The 18,709-nt window shown below is 63.4% G+C and carries 19 protein-coding genes and 1 pseudogene; 8 read left to right on the forward strand and 12 right to left on the reverse strand.

Going from position 1 to position 18,709, the window contains the following annotated elements:
• Nucleotides 1-126 precede the first annotated feature (126 nt).
• The 4 genes from ACQY4S_RS07040 to ACQY4S_RS07055 all read right to left on the reverse strand — a co-directional run bounded on the left by ACQY4S_RS07040 (nt 127) and on the right by ACQY4S_RS07055 (nt 2,469).
• On the reverse strand, nt 127-483 hold the full coding sequence (locus ACQY4S_RS07040; RefSeq protein WP_428484474.1) for a DUF5615 family PIN-like protein: 357 nt from the start codon (nt 481-483) through the stop codon (nt 127-129).
• Nucleotides 480-743, reverse strand: coding sequence for a DUF433 domain-containing protein (locus ACQY4S_RS07045; RefSeq protein WP_428484475.1), 264 nt, complete (start codon nt 741-743; stop codon nt 480-482). The genes ACQY4S_RS07040 and ACQY4S_RS07045 overlap by 4 nt, the downstream gene beginning before the upstream one ends.
• Nucleotides 744-903: 160 nt before the next feature.
• Nucleotides 904-1,092 carry a hypothetical protein gene (locus ACQY4S_RS07050; RefSeq protein WP_428484476.1) on the reverse strand — a complete coding sequence of 63 codons (189 nt, stop codon included), beginning with the start codon at nt 1,090-1,092 and terminating at the stop codon, nt 904-906.
• A gap of 216 nt (nt 1,093-1,308) precedes the next feature.
• Complete coding sequence (locus ACQY4S_RS07055) at nt 1,309-2,469, reverse strand: deoxyguanosinetriphosphate triphosphohydrolase (protein ID WP_428484477.1); 1,161 nt, start codon at nt 2,467-2,469, stop codon at nt 1,309-1,311.
• Between the two features lie 68 nt (nt 2,470-2,537).
• On the opposite strand from ACQY4S_RS07055, the gene erpA reads away from it, so the two are divergent.
• Both erpA and oxlT read left to right on the forward strand, forming a co-directional pair.
• Nucleotides 2,538-2,873, forward strand: a complete 336-nt coding sequence (erpA, locus tag ACQY4S_RS07060; RefSeq protein ID WP_428484478.1) for an iron-sulfur cluster insertion protein ErpA — start codon at nt 2,538-2,540, stop codon at nt 2,871-2,873.
• A gap of 133 nt (nt 2,874-3,006) precedes the next feature.
• Nucleotides 3,007-4,293 (forward strand): oxalate/formate MFS antiporter, encoded by a 1,287-nt coding sequence (gene oxlT, locus ACQY4S_RS07065; RefSeq protein WP_428484479.1) that lies wholly within the window; start codon nt 3,007-3,009, stop codon nt 4,291-4,293.
• Nucleotides 4,294-4,535: 242 nt separating this feature from the next.
• Here the strand turns inward: oxlT and gatB are convergent, their stop codons facing one another.
• Nucleotides 4,536-5,999, reverse strand: a complete 1,464-nt coding sequence (gene gatB, locus ACQY4S_RS07070; RefSeq protein ID WP_428484480.1) for an Asp-tRNA(Asn)/Glu-tRNA(Gln) amidotransferase subunit GatB — start codon at nt 5,997-5,999, stop codon at nt 4,536-4,538.
• Nucleotides 6,000-6,133: 134 nt separating this feature from the next.
• Between gatB and ACQY4S_RS07075 the strand changes: the two genes are divergently transcribed.
• On the forward strand, nt 6,134-6,394 hold the full coding sequence (locus ACQY4S_RS07075) for a type II toxin-antitoxin system VapB family antitoxin (protein WP_428484481.1): 261 nt from the start codon (nt 6,134-6,136) through the stop codon (nt 6,392-6,394).
• Nucleotides 6,395-6,404: 10 nt separating this feature from the next.
• On the forward strand, nt 6,405-6,779 hold the full coding sequence (locus ACQY4S_RS07080) for a type II toxin-antitoxin system VapC family toxin (protein ID WP_428484482.1): 375 nt from the start codon (nt 6,405-6,407) through the stop codon (nt 6,777-6,779).
• Here ACQY4S_RS07080 and gatA read toward each other — a convergent pair.
• Together gatA and gatC are read right to left on the reverse strand one after the other, a co-directional pair.
• The gene (gene gatA, locus ACQY4S_RS07085; protein WP_428484483.1) at nt 6,776-8,254 is read right to left on the reverse strand and encodes an Asp-tRNA(Asn)/Glu-tRNA(Gln) amidotransferase subunit GatA; all 1,479 of its coding nucleotides are present in this window, start codon (nt 8,252-8,254) and stop codon (nt 6,776-6,778) included. The genes ACQY4S_RS07080 and gatA overlap by 4 nt on opposite strands.
• Nucleotides 8,254-8,541 (reverse strand): Asp-tRNA(Asn)/Glu-tRNA(Gln) amidotransferase subunit GatC, encoded by a 288-nt coding sequence (gene gatC, locus ACQY4S_RS07090; protein WP_428484484.1) that lies wholly within the window; start codon nt 8,539-8,541, stop codon nt 8,254-8,256. Before gatC ends, gatA begins: the two co-directional genes overlap by 1 nt.
• 51 nt (nt 8,542-8,592) lie before the next feature.
• Between gatC and ruvX the strand changes: the two genes are divergently transcribed.
• Nucleotides 8,593-9,057: a Holliday junction resolvase RuvX gene (gene ruvX, locus ACQY4S_RS07095; protein ID WP_428484485.1), complete on the forward strand. Its 465-nt coding sequence runs from the start codon at nt 8,593-8,595 to the stop codon at nt 9,055-9,057.
• Nucleotides 9,058-9,299: 242 nt separating this feature from the next.
• On the opposite strand, the gene ACQY4S_RS07100 is transcribed toward ruvX, so the two are convergent.
• A complete protein-coding gene (locus ACQY4S_RS07100) occupies nt 9,300-9,977 on the reverse strand; it encodes a hypothetical protein (protein WP_428484486.1) in 678 nt (225 codons plus the stop codon).
• Between the two features lie 810 nt (nt 9,978-10,787).
• Nucleotides 10,788-11,018, reverse strand: a complete 231-nt coding sequence (locus ACQY4S_RS07105; protein ID WP_428484487.1) for a hypothetical protein — start codon at nt 11,016-11,018, stop codon at nt 10,788-10,790.
• Between the two features lie 450 nt (nt 11,019-11,468).
• Between ACQY4S_RS07105 and ACQY4S_RS07110 the strand changes: the two are divergent.
• Nucleotides 11,469-12,136: pseudogene (locus ACQY4S_RS07110) on the forward strand (IS630 family transposase); the annotation flags it as partial.
• 8 nt (nt 12,137-12,144) lie between these two features.
• Here ACQY4S_RS07110 and ACQY4S_RS07115 read toward each other — a convergent pair.
• The gene (locus ACQY4S_RS07115) at nt 12,145-13,314 is read right to left on the reverse strand and encodes an IS4 family transposase (RefSeq protein ID WP_428484488.1); all 1,170 of its coding nucleotides are present in this window, start codon (nt 13,312-13,314) and stop codon (nt 12,145-12,147) included.
• Nucleotides 13,315-13,344: 30 nt separating this feature from the next.
• On the opposite strand from ACQY4S_RS07115, the gene ACQY4S_RS07120 reads away from it, so the two are divergent.
• Together ACQY4S_RS07120 and ACQY4S_RS07125 are read left to right on the forward strand one after the other, a co-directional pair.
• On the forward strand, nt 13,345-13,863 hold the full coding sequence (locus ACQY4S_RS07120; RefSeq protein WP_428484489.1) for a transposase: 519 nt from the start codon (nt 13,345-13,347) through the stop codon (nt 13,861-13,863).
• Between the two features lie 80 nt (nt 13,864-13,943).
• The gene (locus ACQY4S_RS07125; RefSeq protein ID WP_428483443.1) at nt 13,944-14,960 is read left to right on the forward strand and encodes an IS110 family transposase; all 1,017 of its coding nucleotides are present in this window, start codon (nt 13,944-13,946) and stop codon (nt 14,958-14,960) included.
• A 546-nt stretch (nt 14,961-15,506) separates the two neighbouring features.
• On the opposite strand, the gene ACQY4S_RS07130 is transcribed toward ACQY4S_RS07125, so the two are convergent.
• Nucleotides 15,507-16,931: a homospermidine synthase gene (locus ACQY4S_RS07130; RefSeq protein ID WP_428484490.1), complete on the reverse strand. Its 1,425-nt coding sequence runs from the start codon at nt 16,929-16,931 to the stop codon at nt 15,507-15,509.
• 301 nt (nt 16,932-17,232) lie between these two features.
• Nucleotides 17,233-18,498 carry a type III PLP-dependent enzyme gene (locus ACQY4S_RS07135; protein ID WP_428484491.1) on the reverse strand — a complete coding sequence of 422 codons (1,266 nt, stop codon included), beginning with the start codon at nt 18,496-18,498 and terminating at the stop codon, nt 17,233-17,235.
• Between the last annotated feature and the right edge of the window lie 211 nt (nt 18,499-18,709).

The following is an 18,709-nucleotide window of genomic DNA, read 5'->3' on the forward strand; positions in this document are numbered from 1 at the left end:
TTCCGGTCCGGCCGGCGACCGCACCGCCCAGCACGGGCGGCCGATCGGAAATCCGGCGCGGTCTCGGCTATACAGGCATCAGCCGCTTGTCGCCTGGTTCTATCAGCGGAATTGGCAGCGTCTGGTTCAATCACCCGGAGGTGTTTGCGATATACGAATACGCCCGCTGCGTATCGTCACGATTGATCCCGGCAAATCCGGTCCATGCCGGTCCAGCAAATTGGCCATCAACGTAATTCGCGCGGCGGCGGGTACATCTGGCAGCCGGATGATCCCAGTGTGCACCTCACCAAGCAAATAAACCAACGTGCCAAAGTCACTGTCAATGGTTATAAGAATCCGCGCTTCCCCCACCGCCATTCGCAGCAGGGCTATATCGCCGGGATCAGGCTGTTGCTCCCAGGCAGTCCGCACATCGTGTCCCATCGCCTTCAGCCATTCCGACAGCCGTCGGCCGGCGCAGCGATCGACCAGGAACTTCAACCGTGGGCTACCACCACGTCGTCCAGCCGATCGTTAGCCACCACGGCATGGGCATAGGCCAAGCAGGCGCGGATGTCTTCCACCTGTAAGCCGGGGTAATCGTCCAGAATGGCTTTCTGGGTTTCACCCTGAGCCAGCAAGCTCAAGACTAGTTCCACCGAAATACGCATGCCGCGCACGATCGGCTTTCCGCCGAAGACAGCGGGATCGCTGGTAATCCGATTAAGCTGCCCCATGATGTCCCCGGCTGTCCGAATCATAATCGAAAGGTTATCACACATCATTAGTCTTTTGAATGACGCAATGCCGATGTGACATTGATTAGGTCGATCTAGATTATAAACGCCGACTTACCAGCGGGTAGATCAGAACAGTCAGTCATTGACCTGACAAGCAACATCAGCAGCCCGATGGTTCCAGTCAGGCTGACCTAGGGACCGACTTCGCAGCTTCGGCGGCGACGTTGCCCTGCGTGTCAAGATCGGTGGCCATTTCCTCCAAGGTTGCCCGAATGGTCATGTCCGCGACGACGGAGGCCAGTTCCCGGCATTGCCTTGCCTTGTGCCAGAACCAGCTTGCATCCCAATGACTCTCAAAACCTTCGCCCATTTCAGCTTTCCTCCTCAACGGCAGGTGCGGCGACAAACCGGGCCGCGTTCCGACCGGTAAAACCAGACGCCGGGTTTGGGTGCCGACACCCGAAAAAAATCATCCAGCCAGTCTGCTTTTGTCGCGGCTTCACGTCACGGCAGGCTTTCCCTGATCCGGTGAAACCGAAACTGATGCCTTGGGTTGCCGCAACATCTGGATATCCGGCACACTGACTTAACCGTTCAGGCTGATATCGGTCAGCCGCCGGTGCTCATCCATCGCGTAGCGGTCGGTCATCCCGGCCACGTAATCGCCAACGATCGTCGCCGCCCGTTGTGTGCCCGCCTCCCCGGCCCGCGCCCGCCAGTCGTCCGGCAGCAGCGACGGATCGGCGTGCAGCAGCCGGTAGATCTCTTCGGTTAGCCGCCGAGCCTTGGCTGACATGCGGTTGACGCGCCAGTGGCGATACATGCGGGCGAACAGGAAATCCTTGATGGCCTGGTTTGCCTCGGCCATGCCGGCGGTGAACGCCACCACGCGATGTCGCGACCGGCGGATCGCATCCGGGGTGGCGGGATCGAGTTTGTTCAATCGCTTCGTCGTCTCGGCGAGCAGGTCGCTGACCATGGCGTTGATCACCCGCCGGATCGTCTCATGCCGCAGCCGCGGCGGCGGCACATCCAGGCTGGACAATCTGGCGGCGGCCAGCGCGTCGCCGACCACGGGAAGGTGTTTCAGATCCTCCGGCGCGAACAGCCGGGCGCGCAGGCCATCGTCGAGGTCGTGACTGTGGTACGCCACATCATCGGCAATTGCCGCCACCTGTGCCTCGGCACTCGGCTGCGTGTTCAAATCAAGCTTGTAGCGGTCGTTATAGTCGGCGATGTAAGGTGCGGGGTTGCGCAGCGGGCCGTTGTGCTTGACCAGGCCCTCCAGCGTCTCCCAGGTCAGGTTCAGGCCGTCCCAGGCGGCGTAGCGGCTTTCCAGCAGGGTGACGATGCGCAGGCTCTGGGCGTTGTGGTCGAAGCCGCCGAAGGGTTTCATCGCCAGGTTCAGTGCCTCCTCCCCGGCGTGGCCGAACGGTGGGTGACCCAGGTCGTGCGCCAGGGCCAGGGCTTCGGTCAGGTCCTCGTCCAGACCAAGGGCGCGGGCGACGGAGCGGGCGATCTGCGCCACCTCGATGCTGTGGGTCAGGCGGGTGCGGTAGAAGTCGCCCTCGTGGTTGACGAATACCTGGGTCTTGTATTGCAGCTTGCGAAAGGCGGAGCAGTGGATGATGCGGTCGCGGTCGCGCTGCCAGGGCGAACGGGTAGCCGCCTCCGGCTCCGGGTGCAGCCGGCCGCGGGCGTTGGCGGGGGACACGGCGTAGCGCACCAGGGGGGGACGGACGGACATGCGGCAGCGGCTTACACCTAGGCGGAAGCCGCTTCAATTCCGCCCCCAGACGTCCTATCTTAGCCGGTATGGAACAGTTCGCCCTGACAGACCGCGCCGCCACCCGTATCGCCGAGATCGTCGCCGACACTGCTGCCGTGGGGGGGACCGCCCTGCGCGTGGCTGTCCTGGCCGGCGGATGCAGCGGCTTCCAGTATCGCTTTGAACTGGATGACGCCACACAACCCGATGATCTGATCATCGAGCGCGGTCCCGCCAAGGTCGTGGTCGACCCGGCCAGCCTGGACCTGCTCGCCGGCTCGGAGCTGGACTACACCGACGAGTTGATGGGCAGTCACTTTGCGGTGCGCAATCCCAACGCCAAATCCGCCTGCGGCTGCGGGACGAGCTTCTCGATCGACTGAAATCTTGATGGCGTACAAACCGGCATCCGCGCGGAAACTGACGTCGAATTAGGCAAATTGTTTGGTTAGCGACCTGATTTAAGGTGGCGCAACGTTTGCTATGGCTGAGTGGCTTCCAAGAGGGCCGCTCAGCATGACCGAGACCACCACACACGCGTCCGCCATACGCACTTCCAGTATGACTCGCTGGAGCCAGTTGGGCCTGGGTCTGGTGTGCATGATGGCGATCTCCAGCCCGCAATACGTCTGGACCTTGTTCGCCAAACCGATCGGCAACGCGCTGGCGGTGTCGCCGGCGGCGGTGCAGGTGACATTCTCCCTGCTGATCGTGCTGCAGACGTTCTTCTCGCCGTTCCAGGGCTGGCTGGTGGACCGGTTCGGTCCGCGGCGGCTGATCGGTCTGGGCTGTGTCCTGTCGGGCCTGTCCTGGGTGCTGGCATCGTATGCGTCGTCACTGACGATGCTTTACCTGACGTATGGACTTGTCGGCGGTCTGGGCACCGGCATTGTCTATGTCGGCGTGGTGGGCCAGATGGTGGGCTGGTTTCCCGACCGTCGTGGCTTCGCCGCCGGCGTGGTGGCGGCCGGCTATGGCATGGGCGCGATCGTCACGACGTTTCCGATCAGCAACTCGCTGGCCTCGGTCGGCTACCAGATGACGCTGCTGCAATTCGGCGCGGGGTTCGCGCTGGTCGGACTGCTGGCGGCGCTTGGGTTGAAGCCAGCCCCAGCGACCGCGGACATGAACAATGCGGCGGCGGGGGTGTCGACCGGCGACATGCTGCGCAGCCCGGTGTTCTGGCTGATGTTCGTGATGATGACGCTGATGTCGACCTCCGGGTTGATGGTGACGTCGCAGATGGCGGCGTTCGCCGGTGACTTCGGCATTACCAAGGCGGTGGTGTGGGGCCTTGCCGCGCTGCCGCTGGCGCTGACGATCGACCGCTTCACCAACGGGCTGACCCGGCCGTTCTTCGGCTGGGTGTCGGACCGGATCGGCCGGGAGAACACGATGTGCCTCGCCTTCGGACTGGAGGGCGTGGCGATGGCGCTGTGGCTGGCGACCCGCGGCGACCCGCTGCTGTTCGTGCTGCTGTCGGGTGTGGTGTTCTTTGGCTGGGGCGAGATCTTCTCGCTGTTTCCCTCGACCTTGACGGATACGTTCGGCACGCGGAATGCGACCCGCAACTATGGGTGTCTGTATATCGCGCAGGGGATCGGGGCGATTTTTGGCGGCCCGATGGCGTCGTTGCTGCATCAGGCGACGGGGACGTGGACAGCGGTGTTCGGCGTGGGGATTGCCGCGGACCTGCTGACGGCGCTGCTGGCGGTGGCCATGCTGAAGCCGCTGCGGGTGCGGTATGGGCGTGCCGCTTTGGCCCCCCTGCCGGCCCCAAGGCTAATGCCAGATCAGGTGTGAAAACAGAGGCGAAGACAGCACGGTCATCAAGGCGGGATTGGCAAGCGCTTGTTAACCGGTCAGCCGCTATACGCAAACGGCGGCTGGATGGTTCGGCCGCCGTGTAGGAAGGAGGTAACGATGGCTCACACCCATCGAACTGCCTAAGAAAGATGGTGGTGATCCTGACCATCAAGGTCAAGATCATTTTGATCCGGAAGTAAGGGGACGGGTCAGCCGCGAGGGTTCCCCGGACGGCTGGCCTACTCCTTCTGGGCATCCAGCCGCTGCTTGAGGACCGCGTTGATCAGGCCCGGGTTCCCCTTCCCCGCCATCGCCTTCATCGTCTGGCCGACAAAAAAGCCGAACAGCTTGTCCTTGCCCGATCGGTATTCCGCCACCTTGCCCGGATTGGCCGCCAGGATGCGATCCACCGCGGCATCGATCGCGCCGGTGTCGGTGACCTGGCGCAGTCCGCGTTCGTCGACGATTGTCGCCGCGTCCTGGCCGGTTTCCAGCATGGCCTCGAACACGTCCTTGGCGATGCGCCCGTTGATCGTGTTGTCGGCCATCAGGTCCAGCAAGCCACCCAGGGCGGCGGCGGTGACCGGCGGGTCGTCGATCGAGCGGCCCAGGCGGTTCAGCGCGGCAAAGAAATCCCCGGTCACCCAGTTGGCGGCGATCTTTGGGTCGCGGCCGCGGGCGACCGTCTCGTAATAGTCGGCGGTGGCTTTTTCGGCCACCAGGACAGCGGCGTCGTAGGGCGAAAGTCCATACATTTGTATGAACCGGGCGCGCTTCGCGTCGGGCAGCTCCGGCAACGATGCTTTCAGCGCGGCGATCCAATCCTCCTCCAGCACCAGCGGCAGCAGGTCCGGGTCGGGAAAGTAACGATAATCGTGCGCGTCCTCCTTCGACCGCATCGAGCGGGTCAGGTTGCGGCCGCTGTCGAACAAGCGGGTCTCCTGCATCACCGTGCCGCCGGCTTCCCAAACCTCGACCTGACGCCGAGCCTCGGCCTCGATGGCTTGCATGATGAAGCGGACGGAGTTGAGGTTCTTGATCTCGCAGCGGGTGCGATAGAGTTCGTTAATTTTGCGCACCGATACGTTGACGTCGGCGCGCAAGGAGCCTTCCTCCATGTTGCCGTCGCAGGTGCCCAGGTAGCGCAGGATGGAACGAAGTTTCCTGATGTAGGCACCGGCCTCCTCCGGGCCGCGGATGTCGGGTTCGGAGACGATTTCCATCAATGCGACGCCGGCACGGTTCAGGTCGATGAAGGATTTGGCCGGGTGCTGGTCGTGCAACGATTTGCCGGCGTCCTGCTCCAGATGCAGCCGGGTGATGCCGATCATTTTCGTGGTGCCATCGGCCAGTTCCACCTCGACCATGCCGGTGCCGACGATCGGGTGTTCGTACTGGCTGATCTGGTAGCCGGCGGGCAGGTCGGCATAGAAATAGTTCTTCCGGTCGAAGCGGCTGACGGGGTTGATGCGCGCGTTCAGGCCGAGGCCGGTGCGCACCGCCTGGGCCACGCATTCGCCGTTGATGACCGGCAGCATGCCAGGAAAGGCCGCATCGACGAAGCTAACCTGGCTGTTCGGTTCGGCACCGAACGCGGTGGCGGCGCCGCTGAACAGCTTGGCGTTGCTGGTGACCTGGGCGTGGACCTCCAGGCCGACGACGACCTCCCAGGGGCCGGTGGTGCCTTCGATGGCGTAGGTCATCACGGTGCCTTTCATATGGAGCCGAGGCCGGAGACAATGTTTTAGGCGTCACGCTCCAGCGTCGCAATCAGGCCGATTACCCTGATGCTTTGACTTGGATATAGATCGCTCTATCTACGCGGCTAGATCCAGGAGTGTATCTGACGGCCTTTCATGTGAGGGATTGCGATACCGATATCGCGGTGCGAAGGCTCGCGCGGCTCAAGGGAAAGAGCCTGACGGAGACGATCCGTGAGGCGGTAGAGCACGAATACGCCGCGATTAGCGAAATGCCATCGCTGATCGATCGGCTACGCCCGATCCAGGCGCAATTCCTGGCGCTAAAGCAACCAGGCGGCGATCCCGCCGACAAGGCCTTCTTCGACGACCTGTCAGGTCAAGCCGATGTTCGTTGATGCCTCCGCCATGATCGCGATCATTGCGATGGAAGAGGATGCGGCCAGCCTGGCGGGACGATTGGCGCAAGCACGTCAGGTTCGCACGTCTGGCGTGGCAATGTTCGAGGCTGCCGCGGGATTGGCGCGTATCGCCAACGCTCGGCCTGTCGAGGCGCTGGCGGTGGTCGAGCACTTCCTCAGCGAAATCAAGGCCACCGTCGTGGCTATCGATCAGGCGACCGGGCGGACGGCTATCGAGACGTTCCAGCGCTTTGGCAAGGGAAGCCATCCAGCCGCGCTGAACATGGGTGACTGTTTTGCCTATGCGTGCGCACGCCAGCTCGCCGCGCCATTGCTGTGCAAGGGAAATGATTTCCCACGGACCGACATCGACCTCGGCTAATGACCGGCCCTGATCGCCGGCAATGCCGTGAAGCTGGCGGCGTTCTCTATCGCGGCCGATACGGCGAAGACGGTTTCCTCATCGAATGGCCTGCCGATGACCTGCAAGCCCACCGGCAACCCATTCGCATCCAGGCCCGCCGGAATCGAGATCGCGGGCACGCCGGCCAGATTGGCCGGTACGGTGAACAGGTCGTTCAGGTACATCTTGATCGGATCGTCCATGTTCTCGCCCTGCGCGAACGGGGCGGTTGGCGCGGTGGTGGTCAGCAGCGCGTCCACCTGGGTGAACGCGTCGGTGAAGTCCTTCAGGATCAGCGCACGGATCTTCTGCGCCCGAAGGTAGTACGCATCATAGTAGCCGGCGGACAGGACATAGGTGCCGATCAGCACGCGGCGGCGGATTTCGGGTCCGAAACCGTCGGCGCGGGTGCGTTCGTAGAGATCGCGCAGGTCTTCGCCGTTCCGCCGTGATCCGAATCGCACCCCGTCGTAGCGCGCCAAGTTGGATGACGCCTCCGCCGGAGCGACGATGTAGTAGGTGGGCAGGCCGTACTTCGTGTGTGGCAGGGACACGTCGACGATGTCGGCGCCCGCCGCGCGCAGCCAATCTATGCCTTGCTGCCAGAGTGCCTCGGTCTCCGCCGGCATGCCGTCCGAGCGGTATTCCTTAGGGATGCCGATCCGCAGCCCCTTGAGGCTGCGCGCGCAGGCGGCCTCGTAGTCCGGCACCGCCACGGCGGCACTGGTGGCATCCTTTGGATCATGCCCGGCCATCGAACCCAGCAGGATCGCACCGTCCCGCACCGTGCGGGTGATCGGCCCGGGATGATCCAGCGACGAGGCGAAGGCGACAACGCCCCAGCGCGAGCAGCGCCCATAGGTCGGCTTCACCCCTACTAGCCCGCAGAACGACGCCGGCTGACGGATCGAGCCGCCGGTGTCGGTCCCGGTCGCCCCCATTGCCAGACGTGCCGCGACGGCCGAGGCGGACCCGCCGGACGAGCCGCCCGGCACCAGCACGGCGGTGTTGTCCTGCCGGCGCTTCCAGGGATTCTCGACCGGTCCATAGGCCGACGTCATGTTGGACGAGCCCATGGCGAACTCGTCCATGTTGGTCTTGCCCAGGAATATCGCACCGTCGCGCAACAGATTGGCGGTGACGGTGCTTTCATACGGCGGCACGAATGGTGCCAGGATCTTGCTGCCGGCTGTCGTCTTGACGCCGGCGGTGCAGAACAGGTCCTTGATCGCCAGGGGAATCCCGGTCAGTGCCCGCGCCTGTCCACCCGCCAGCGCGGCATCGGCGGCGCGGGCCTGGTCCACCGCCTGGCTGTGGCTGACGGTGATGAAGGCGTTCAGCCGCGGATTGAGCGCCTCGATCGCTTGCAGATGCGCCATCGTCAGGTCCACGGCGGAGAACCGCTTTTCGCGCAGTCCGTCGCGGGCCTCGGTGATGGTCAGATCGGTCAGCATCACTCGACGACCTTTGGCACGACGTAGAAATCGCCGCTGCGTTCCGGGGCGTTGGACAGCACCTTGTCCGGGTAGCCGCCGTCGGTCACCACATCCGGCCGCATCGCCATCGCCATGTTCGCCGCACCGGCGAGCGGCGCGATGCCGCTGACATCGACCTCGTTCAACTGCTCGATCCAGCCCAGGATGCCATTCAGTTCCTGGCACAGCGGCTCGACCTCGTGGTCCTCGACCCGGATGCGGGCGAGCGCGGCGATGCGACGGACGGTCGCGTGATCGAGCGACATGCGGCTGGATTTCCTTTGGCTGCGTAGCGGCGCGGGACCATAACGACGGGCATGGCTCTGTTCAACCTGACGGATCTGCTGGGGTCGGTGGGACGCGACCAGCGGGTAATCGGCATCGACTTTGGCAGCAAGACGATTGGACTGGCGCTGTCGGATGTGCGGCGGGTGCTGGCGTCCCCCTATGGCAGCCTGAAACGGGGCAAGCTGAGGGCGAACGCGGCGGAGATCGCGGCGATCGCCCAGCGCGAGGGTGCCGGCGGGCTGGTGGTCGGGCTGCCGCTGTCGATGGATGGCACGGTGGGGCCGGCGGCTCAGGCGGCGCGGGACTGGACCCATGCTTTGGTTGGTGCCACCGGGCTGCCGGCAGCCTTGTGGGACGAGCGGCTGTCCAGCGCGGCGGTCAACCGGTTCCTGATCGGGGAGGCGGATTTATCCCATGCCAAGCGGGCGGTGGCGGTGGATCGGGCTGCGGCTGCGTGGATGCTGCAGGCGGCGCTGGATGCTGGATCTCGTTAGACACGTTGGTGCTGACTGTTCTTGTATCGCAATAGTATCGGATATAGTTTCAACAAGAAACCACAAATTCCCAACGCTGGGAGTTTAGGCGTTGCAGCCATTTAAATATTGTCTGATAAGTTGGGCAGCTTACCATAAATTCGATTACGCCCGGCATCCGGGGCGGCGGGGCCGCAAGGGCACGTCAGTGTAGATCCCGAGCGAGGCAGCAACCCGCCTGACTCGGGCCGATCGGCTGCCGCTCAAGCGGCCGGCGCGTCCGGATTGAATGGGTCGAGCCGCGCGAGCGTTTCGGCTTCTTGCCCCATCGACGTTAAGATCTCGATGAGCTCGCTGAAAGCCACGCCCGACGGCGTTCTAGTGCTTTCAAGGCCTTGGTTCGTTATCCAGAGGCCGGTCGTCGCCGCATCGAGGAGGTTCCCTTTGTCGATCATGTCGTCCATGTGCTTCGCGTCAATATAGAGGCCATATAATCGTTCCGCATCGCTGTTGTCGTTTGGCTTGAACGCCCCCTTTTTATCTCCAGTCATCGTCATCACCAGCTCGCAAGCCTGCCAACATTGCGAGACGCAGACCTCGAAGTTCAACAGCGAACGGAAGTAGGGAGAGATGACGGTTGGCGGTGTGGAGACATATTCGATCAGTGCGAGGCGTGCTGCGCGGTAGGCGGAAAACGCCCCTTCTGTGCGCCTAATGAAGTTAAAGAGATAGGCGCGTTCTTTGACGGACGGCCTCACTGAATGGAGATTGTGTAGGATAAAACTATTTAGCCAGGCGCTCTCCATGGCGAGTTCTGGCGCGCCGCATGTCGTCAAGGACGACAGCTTGTGTGCCACGAAGTTATCGAGAAGGTAATTCGATGGCTGAGCTGGACCGACATCAGTGACGATTTCAATAGCGATGGTCGCAGTACCTCCCAAGCGGACTTGCGGAACGCTGCTAGTACGTGGGCCTGCCGCCGATCGGATGAAAGTGGCGGTCCGGTAATAACGGAACCGGAAGTTCGATTCAGCCCTGGTGCGGGCCAGGCGGGGGTGGTCTGTCCTCCCTGGCCCGCACCCCTACAAGCAGCAGATCAGGATGCAGGTCCTTGCGTCTGGGGAGTGGCTATATATTCGGCGGCTAGTTCTTCAAACACTTCGGCGACGGATAGTGGGATGTCGACTTTCCTAGAACGCCATTGCCGCACAATTTCGGCTTCGACATCGAAGGCCCTAGCCACGACGCCCACGCCTACGCCTACGCCCAGGATTTGGAGGATGTATGCGAAGCGCTGCGGGCTCATTGGCCCTTGCTGCCCTGCAAGGCGCAACGTCTACCTGGCGGCACTTCGCGACCATCCGTTCCGACCGAAGGATGAAGGTTTTTCGTTCGAATAGCCAAACCCAAGCTTGCGGGGATCGCTCGTACCGCCCTGGCTAAAGGTCGACGGCGACGCATTATAACGGCCCATTTTCTACTCCACATTTAGCGGCGCCGACCTGGTGCCGCGGATGAGGAAGCGCTCGAGCTGGCCGAGTTTGTTTTTGCCGCATAAACTACGGAAACATATTTCTGTTTTTAGATTAATTTCGATTTAATGTGCGCCCTCGCGTATCGAATCTGAGAACGATTTGCTGGCGGCGGTTCAAAGCATCGAAAACCACGCGATGCTGTCGGGGAGGTTCAGGCAAACCGCAGAATAACCGTGGCGCAGTCGATCAGCCGGCGACGGAGCCGGTCATCTCTGCTCAGCAAACTTTGGTCTGGAATCCGGCGCGAGGGTGCGGGTTGAAATCTCGCTCGGTCAGACCCTCGACTTCGCCGCCGACAAGGCCGATGTCAATATCGGTTTCCGTATCTTCCAGCACCATCCCGCACACGGCCTTGATGCCCTCACGGGTGCCCCAGCGGCGTGATAGATGATAATCGTCGTTGGTAATATCATAAAGCCTGAATCGATAGACCTTGACCTTGCCCAATTCCGTGTCCTCTCGCGTGTGCGGAACCCTATACAGCGCCGCTAGTGGCGCTAACGTGCATTTTGCGGTCCGCAGGCATGTTAATGGCCTTACACAAGGGCCTACAACCCTCTTGACGGGACCCGAACCCGTACATCCCGACGGACAGCAAATTGCAAATTTGCCGCGTCTGCCATTCCGCCACCAGGGGAATAGCGCCGATATGGCGCTGAGGTATCGATCCGCCAAAGTTTCGTTGCGAAAAACCGGTTGGGTCCTGCACGGCGCTCGAGGCTGCCGAGTGTTGCTACTCCCCCTAGCCCTTGTTTACACGCCTGACGTGCATTATGTAGTTCAACCGGACCGACTTCCCAATAATACCAACCGACAAATGAGCTGACTCGTACGTGATTTCCGCCGGCTCGGGGCGTCGTGGTGGTTTGGTCCAGCTTGATGACGGGTGGAACAGCCATGACGATACAGATCACGCGACGGGAGCACGATGCCGGCGCACTGCGCTGGCAGGCTGGCCGCACAACCGAGGCGCCGGTGGCGCGGCGACTTCTGGCGCTGGCGCTGGTGCTGGAAGGTCATAACCGGATGGATGCCGCGAACACCTGCGGGATGGACCGGCAGACGCTGCGCGACTGGGTAATCCGCTATAACGAGCACGGCATTGCGGGTCTATCAGACCGTCCGCATGGCGGCGGGGCGGCGGCGAAACTGTCTGTCGAGGAGACGGCGCAACTGGCGATCTGGGTTGGCAAAAAGCCGACTGTTGCTGAAGATGGCGTCGTGCGTTGGCGGTTGTGCGACCTGCGGGAGCGGATCCTGGCGCGCTTCTTTGTCCTGATGGATGAGCGCAGCGTCGGGCGGATTCTGTCGGCATTGGGGTTCAGCCACATCTCGGTTCGGCCGCGTCATCCCAAGGCGGATGCCGAAGCGCAGCAGGCGCATAAAAAAACTTTGCCGAACTGGTCGCGGCTGCCATTCCGCCGGCCGCGCACGGCAAGCCGATCGAGCTTTGGTGGCAGGACGAAGCCCGCGTTGGTCAACAAGGCAGCCTGACCCGCATCTGGGCGGAACGCGGCAGCCGCCCCACAGCACCGCGGGATCAGCGTTACCACTGGGCCTCACTACTGTCCGGTCAATTGCTAAACAATTTCAATTGGTTATTTTCTGTAGCGGTAGTGGAACTGTAGGCTTCCGATAAAAACGCTGTTTTAATTGGCATCTTTTCGAATATTGCCACCGAAAAGACCTGCATCAATGTGTAGAGTGACGCCTGGATCCCCAGCCGCTTGCGAATGATCGCGGCCAGCACGTAGACCGACACGGCGATCCAGATCTGCGTTTTGACCGCGTTCTTGGAGGTGCCGTAGAACCGCTTGATCCGCAGGTGCTGCTTGATCCATTTGAAGAAGAGTTCCACCTGCCAGCGGCTCTTGTAGAGATTGCAGATCGTGAGCGCCGGCAGCGCGGCTTGGTTGGTCAGGAATACCAGCGTCTCGCCGGTTGCCGGGTCCTTGAACCGGACGCGTCGCATGTGCGTCGGATAGTCTTGGCCGGACCGGACACCGTCCAGCGCAATCGTTTGATCGGCGACAATCCCCGCGGCTTTTTCCGCCGTTGCCGAGTACATCCGGCGCGCCTTGAGGTTGGACTTCGCTCGGGTCACAAAAAAGGCGCCGGCCTGGTGCAGCCGGTGCAACCGGGCGAAGTCAATGTAGCCCCGATCCATGACGTAGATTGCGCCCGGCTCCGGCACCAGCAGGTCGAGCGCGTGCACATCATGCAGCTTGCCGTCGGAAATATGGATGAAACTGGGGATGTTGCCGCGCAGATCGAGCAAGGTGTGCATCTTGACGGCCGATTTTGTCGCGCGGAAATGCGCCCAGGGGAACATCGACAGGCAAAGGTCGATCGTGGTCGAGTCCAGGGCGTAGACGGTGTTCTTTAGGTCCAGGCCCAGGTCTTCGCCCGCGTAGAGCTTTCGCGCCCGAACGATTAGCGTCTGCGCGAGGCCGGCGTAGATGCGCCAGTCCCGCGTCTCGTTGGCGTCGGCCAGGGTCGAGCGGCGGACCACCTCGCGGAAGCCCATGTGATAGAGCTTGCCGGGCTGCGCCGAAAGACAGGTCTCGATGTCGCGCAGGCTCTCGCGGTACGTCGGTTGCGCGAAAGCCATCGCACGGTACTGCTCCGCGCAGGTCAGGGTCTTGACGCCCTTGTCGCCTGCATAGCGCTGGACAAGCCGCGCAAACGTTGTCCAGGGGACGAAGTCCATCAGTTGGGCGAATAAGGTCTGGCCTGCATACACGGCGCTCTCCGGGCAAAAGCCCGGCAGCCTGTGCGCACGCGCCGTTCAAGTCGACACCACCCGTTTTGGCCTGGAAACCGGCGGAACTCCTGGCGTTCCGCATCAAACCTAGTCAATAAACCGGACAGCAGTGACTGGGCCTACCTGTTCGGCGCGGTCTGCCCGGCGCGGGGCGTCGGGGCTGGGCTCGTGCTGCCGCACGCCAACGTCCACGCGATGAACCTGCACCTGCAGGAAATCAGCACCCAGGTCGCCGAAGGTGCGTTCGCCGTGCTGACGCTGGACGGCGCCGGATGGCACCAGACGGGCGACCGCTTGGAGGTGCCCGAGAATATCGGGCTGTTGCACCTGCCGCCCTACTCGCCGGAGTTGAACCCCGTCGAGAACGTCTGGGAATTCCTGCGACAGAACGACCTCAGCAACCGCGTCTACGCAACCTCTGAAGCGATCATCGACGCATGCTGCGTGGCTTGGAACAAACTCATCGCCGCACCAGAGCGTATCCGATCAATCGCCACACGGGACTGGGCAAAAACGGTCACCTCATGAGTCGTTTGTTGGGGTGGACGGCCCCACGGCATCGCGTGCCAAAGTTGGGTTGTCATAGCTCCAACAAGAGGACCGTCCAGATGAAGCTTAAGCGCATTGCCATTGATACCTCCAAGCATGTTTTCACGCTGCACGGCGTCGATGAGCAGGAACATCCTGTTGTGCGCAGGAATCTCAGGCGCGCAGAAATGGAAACCTTCTTTGGCAAGCTTCCCAGCACCGAGGTGATCATGGAGGCGTGCGGCGGCGCGCATCATTGGGGGCGCTTGCTGGCCCGGCTGGGCCATACGGTGCGCCTGATACCGGCTCAGTACGTCAAGCCGTTCGTCAAGCGCGCCAAAAACGATCGCGCCGATGCCGAAGCGATCAATGACGCGGCGTCGCGCCCTGGCATGGCCTCGGTGCCGGTCAAGAGCGCCGAGCGGCAAGCCGCGCTGGTCATTCTGCGCCACCGTGAGATGCTGGTCGGCCAACGCACTCAATTAATAAACGCCCTGCGCGGGCATGCCACCGAGTTCGGCGTCATTGCCGGCAAAGGCACGGCGCATGTCCAACCGTTGCTGGACAGGCTGGGTGCCGAGACGGCGATCCCAGCGGCGGCACGGACGATGTTTGTGCGCATCGGCGAGCAGATCGCAGAGCTTGACCGCCAGATTGGCGAACTCGATGCCGAGTTGCTCGCCCAGCACAAGGCCAACCCGGTCAGCCGCATGCTGGCTGAGGTGCCCGGCATTGGCCCGGTCACCGCCATCACCCTGGCACTCGCCATTGATAGCCAGGACTTCGCCTCCGCGCGCCACTTCGCGGCCTGGCTTGGCCTCACGCCGAAGGAGCACTCGACGGGCGGCAAGCAGCGCATGGGCCGCATCAGCAAAGCCGGCAATGAACGGTTGCGCAGCTTGTTCGTGGTGGGCGCCACCGCGGTGATCCAGCATGTCAGGCCAGGCAGGCCAAACACCTCCACCTGGCTGCTGGCGTTGCTCGCGCGCAAGCCAAAGAAGCTGGCTGCGGTGGCGCTGGCCAACAAGACAGCCCGCATCGTGTGGGCGATGATGTCGCGCGGCGAGGCCTACCGGCATCAGCCGGCTACCGCCTAGCCGCAGCGGCTGCCGGGGTTCAAGGCCAACAGCAAGATGACCAACGGTCGCACCGACAAGCGAGAAATGCCGTTTATACCTGTGGCCGAACCAGGCCGCGCGGTTGTTTGGCACTCGCTTGCGGATCCCATCTGGGCCAGCGGTCATGCGACCGCGCCAACAGGCCGGACACATGACCGCATGCGACCCTCAGCTCATCCTGTGCATAGCCGTCTTGAACCCAAGGGGCCGTCCACACATGGTATAAGATCAATTACGCAGTCGGGGGCAGGTGCGTGGGCGGTGTGGGGCCACGCCGTGATTGTGAATGACGCATCGCAGTATGACCACGCAGCGGACGATGAGCGCGCCTATGTCGGGCTTCTGAATGAACACGGGCGTACCCCCAGCCTAATCGCAGGCCCTATCCCTGATAGTTATACTTGTCGTGCTCGAGTTCTGCCCGTTGTGCAATATCCAATCTCCGAGGCCTGGCATAAAATCCCGTCACAGGGTCAATGCTGAAGACATCATGGTAGCGGACGATAATGTGTAACGCAGCCACCGTCACACCACCCGGAAATTGCCGAACTGCCAGGGGCACGTCGCATCGACATCCTCCGGAAACAGCCGCCCGCGATCAACCAGCGGTGTCCAGTCGCTGTAAGCCCCGACCATGTCCCCGAGATACGGCTCCGCCACCTGCAGCACCCGCGCATGGTCCAGATGATCCGCCTCGACGATCCCGGCGGCCGGGTTCTCCATCGCCCAGACCAGACCGCCCAGCACCGCCGCCGTCACCTGCAGGCTCGTGGCGTTGTTGTGCGGCGCCAGCGCGCGGGCCTGCTCGATCGACAGGCGCGAGCCATACCAGTAGGCGCCGCGCGGGTGGCCCATCAGCAGGACGCCGAGTTCATCCACGCCGGTGCGGATTTCGTCCATCATCAGCCGCTGCCTGGGCTGCAACCGCCAGTTCCGCCCAGCCATCTCGTGCACCGACAGCACCGCGTCGTCGCATGGATGGTAGGCGTAATGCACCGTCGGCCGATACCGCACCTGATCGCCATCCTTCACCGCATAGTAATCGGCGATCGAGATCGACTCGTTATGCGTGATCAGGAACCCGTGCAGCGGTCCGGCCATCGGCGTCCAGGTCCGCACGCGGGTGGAGGCACCCGGCCGCAGCAGATAGATCGCCGCGTCGGAGCCGAAGTCGTGGCGGCGGCCGTCCGGCGGCAACACCTTCTCGTGCGTGCCCCAGCCGAGTTCGGCGGGCTGGCAGCCCTCACCGGCGAAGCCGTCGATCGACCAGGTGTTGACGAACTCTCCGGGCTGCTTGGCGAACGCCGCGGTTTGGGTGTCGCGCTCGGCGATGTGGATCACCTTCACGCCTAGGCCTTGCGCCAGCGCCGCCCAGCCCGGGCGATCCGTCGGGACAGGTGTCTCGGCATCCGTATCACGCGCGATGTTCAGCAGCGCCTGCTTGACGAAGTGGGAGACCAGCCCCGGATTGGCGCCATGCGTCAGCACCGCGGTCGGCCGAGACTGTCCTCCGGAACCTCCCCCTGGGTCGGCGGCCAGCGCCAGCACGCTTTCCCGCAGCGCGTAGTTCGACCGCTGCGACGGCGACAGCGACGGATCGGTGTAGCCGCCGGCCCACGGCTCGATGCAGGTATCGAGATAAAGCAGAGCGTTATCCTGACAGAACCTGATCAGCGCGACCGAGGACACATCGACACTCAGATTGAGCAGAAAATCGCCTGGCTGCATCAGCGAACTTAGCACGCTGCGAAAATTGTCGCGGGTCAGCGGCATGACGGTGAAGCGCACGTCGTAAGCGGCGGCGATATCCTGACCGCGCGGATCGCCGGAGACGATCGCGATACGCTCCCGCGGCATGTCGATGTGGCGCAGGATCAGGGGCAGGACGCCCTGGCCAATGCTGCCAAAGCCGAGCATGACGAGGCGACCGCCGAACGCGACGTGTTTCATGGGTTGAACTCCTTTCAAACCAGCAGACAACTTGCACCACGATGGCAACCCGACACGTTGCTCCGGCCGTCATCGCGGGGCGCGTCCCCATGGACGCTAACATAGCGCTGTCGAGGCGGCCTTCACGCCCCGCGTCATGCTCGCCGGAGGCCGACCTCCACGACTTCGCCGCGATCAGCACCGCACGTCGTGGAGGGCAAGCCTTCGCCCGCCATGACACCCGGCCGACCGACAAGCGCCGGCCGCCATGTTAGCGCACGGCACCCGGGCGGCGGTTGCCAGCGGCCTTCAAACAATCATCTCAGGCAGCGACACGCAGCGGGGGCTGTGGCGCCTCGTGCGCGACCTCGACAATCCGGGCACGATCAAACCCGTTGAAGGCGGTGCGCAGACAGGCGCCATAGGCACCCAACTGGCCGATCTCGATCCAGTCGCCCTCGGCGATGTCGGCCGGCAGCATGAACGGGCCATGCATGACGTCGGCGCTGTCGCAGGTGGGGCCGAACAGCGAGAACCCGACGGTCGGACCGACCGCCTGGTTGTCCGGGCGGATCAGCCGCGCCGGGTAGCGGAAGCCCAACGCGCCGGCATCCGCCAGGCTGCCGTAGACGCCGTCGTTGACATACAGCGCGTTGCCCCGGCGGGCCTGCACCTGCACCACCACCGAGGTGCCCGCTGCGACCAGCGTCCGTCCCGGTTCAGCCCACAGGCGGGCGTTCGCCAAATGGGCGCTGGACAGGCCGAGGCGCTCGAAGCCTGCCTCGACCTCGGCGAAGAAGGCGCCCAGCGGCGGTGGCTCCTGGTCCGGATAGGCCACCGGAAAGCCGCCGCCGACGTCGACCACATCGACCTTCACGCCGGCCGCCCGGATCACCTGCCCGGTCAGATCCATTGCGTCGCGCCAGGCCAGCGGATCAAGGCACTGCGAGCCGACGTGAAAGCTGACGCCGAGGGTTCGCGCACAGCCCCGCGCCTCGCGCAGCAGCGCCACCGCATCGGGCATGTCCGCGCCGAACTTGCCGGACAGATCCAGCTTCGCCCCACCCCTTGGCAGCGCGATGCGCACGATCAGGCCCAACGCGCCGGCGACGCCGGTGGCGGCGATCTCGGTCCGGATCTTCGCCAGTTCCTCCGCGCTGTCGAGCACGAAGTCGCGCACGTCGTGCCGTGCCCAGGCCTCGCGGATCGCGCCGCGCGCCTTGATCGGGTGCATGAAGTGGATCGCCGCCCGCGGGAACATGCCGCGCACCAGCCGCACCTCCGGCAGTGAGGCGCAGTCGAAGTGCCGCACGCCGCCATCGTGCAGCGCGCGCAGCACCGCCGGGTCGGCATTGCACTTCACGGCATACAGGACATCACCCGGGAACGCCTGCACAAAGGCACGCGCGGTACCGGCCACGACGGTAGGACGCAGGCAGTGCATCGGCTCCTCCGGACGGTCGGCGGCAACCACCTGGTCGACACTCGGCAGACGAACGGGACCTTGGATCGGATATTCAACGAAACTGCGACGCAGGGGGCTGACGGCGGCACGGGTACGGCTGATGACAGGGCGGACAACAGACATCGCGGTAATCCTCGCGGACATACGGACGCGCGCAAACGCGCCCGTGACGGAACGGGGACAAGGCCAACGGCGAGCGCGGATGCGGCTCGGCCGAGGTCAGACGATGCGGGTGGTACTTCGCATCGCGCGGGTGCGTTCGGACATAGGCGTGTTCCCTAACGACCCCGGCCCACGGTTGGCCGGGTCTATCGAAAAGGACGCGTTTACGTCG

Source organism: Rhodopila sp. (assembly GCF_965276935.1).
Classification (GTDB): Bacteria; Pseudomonadota; Alphaproteobacteria; order Acetobacterales; family Acetobacteraceae; genus Rhodopila.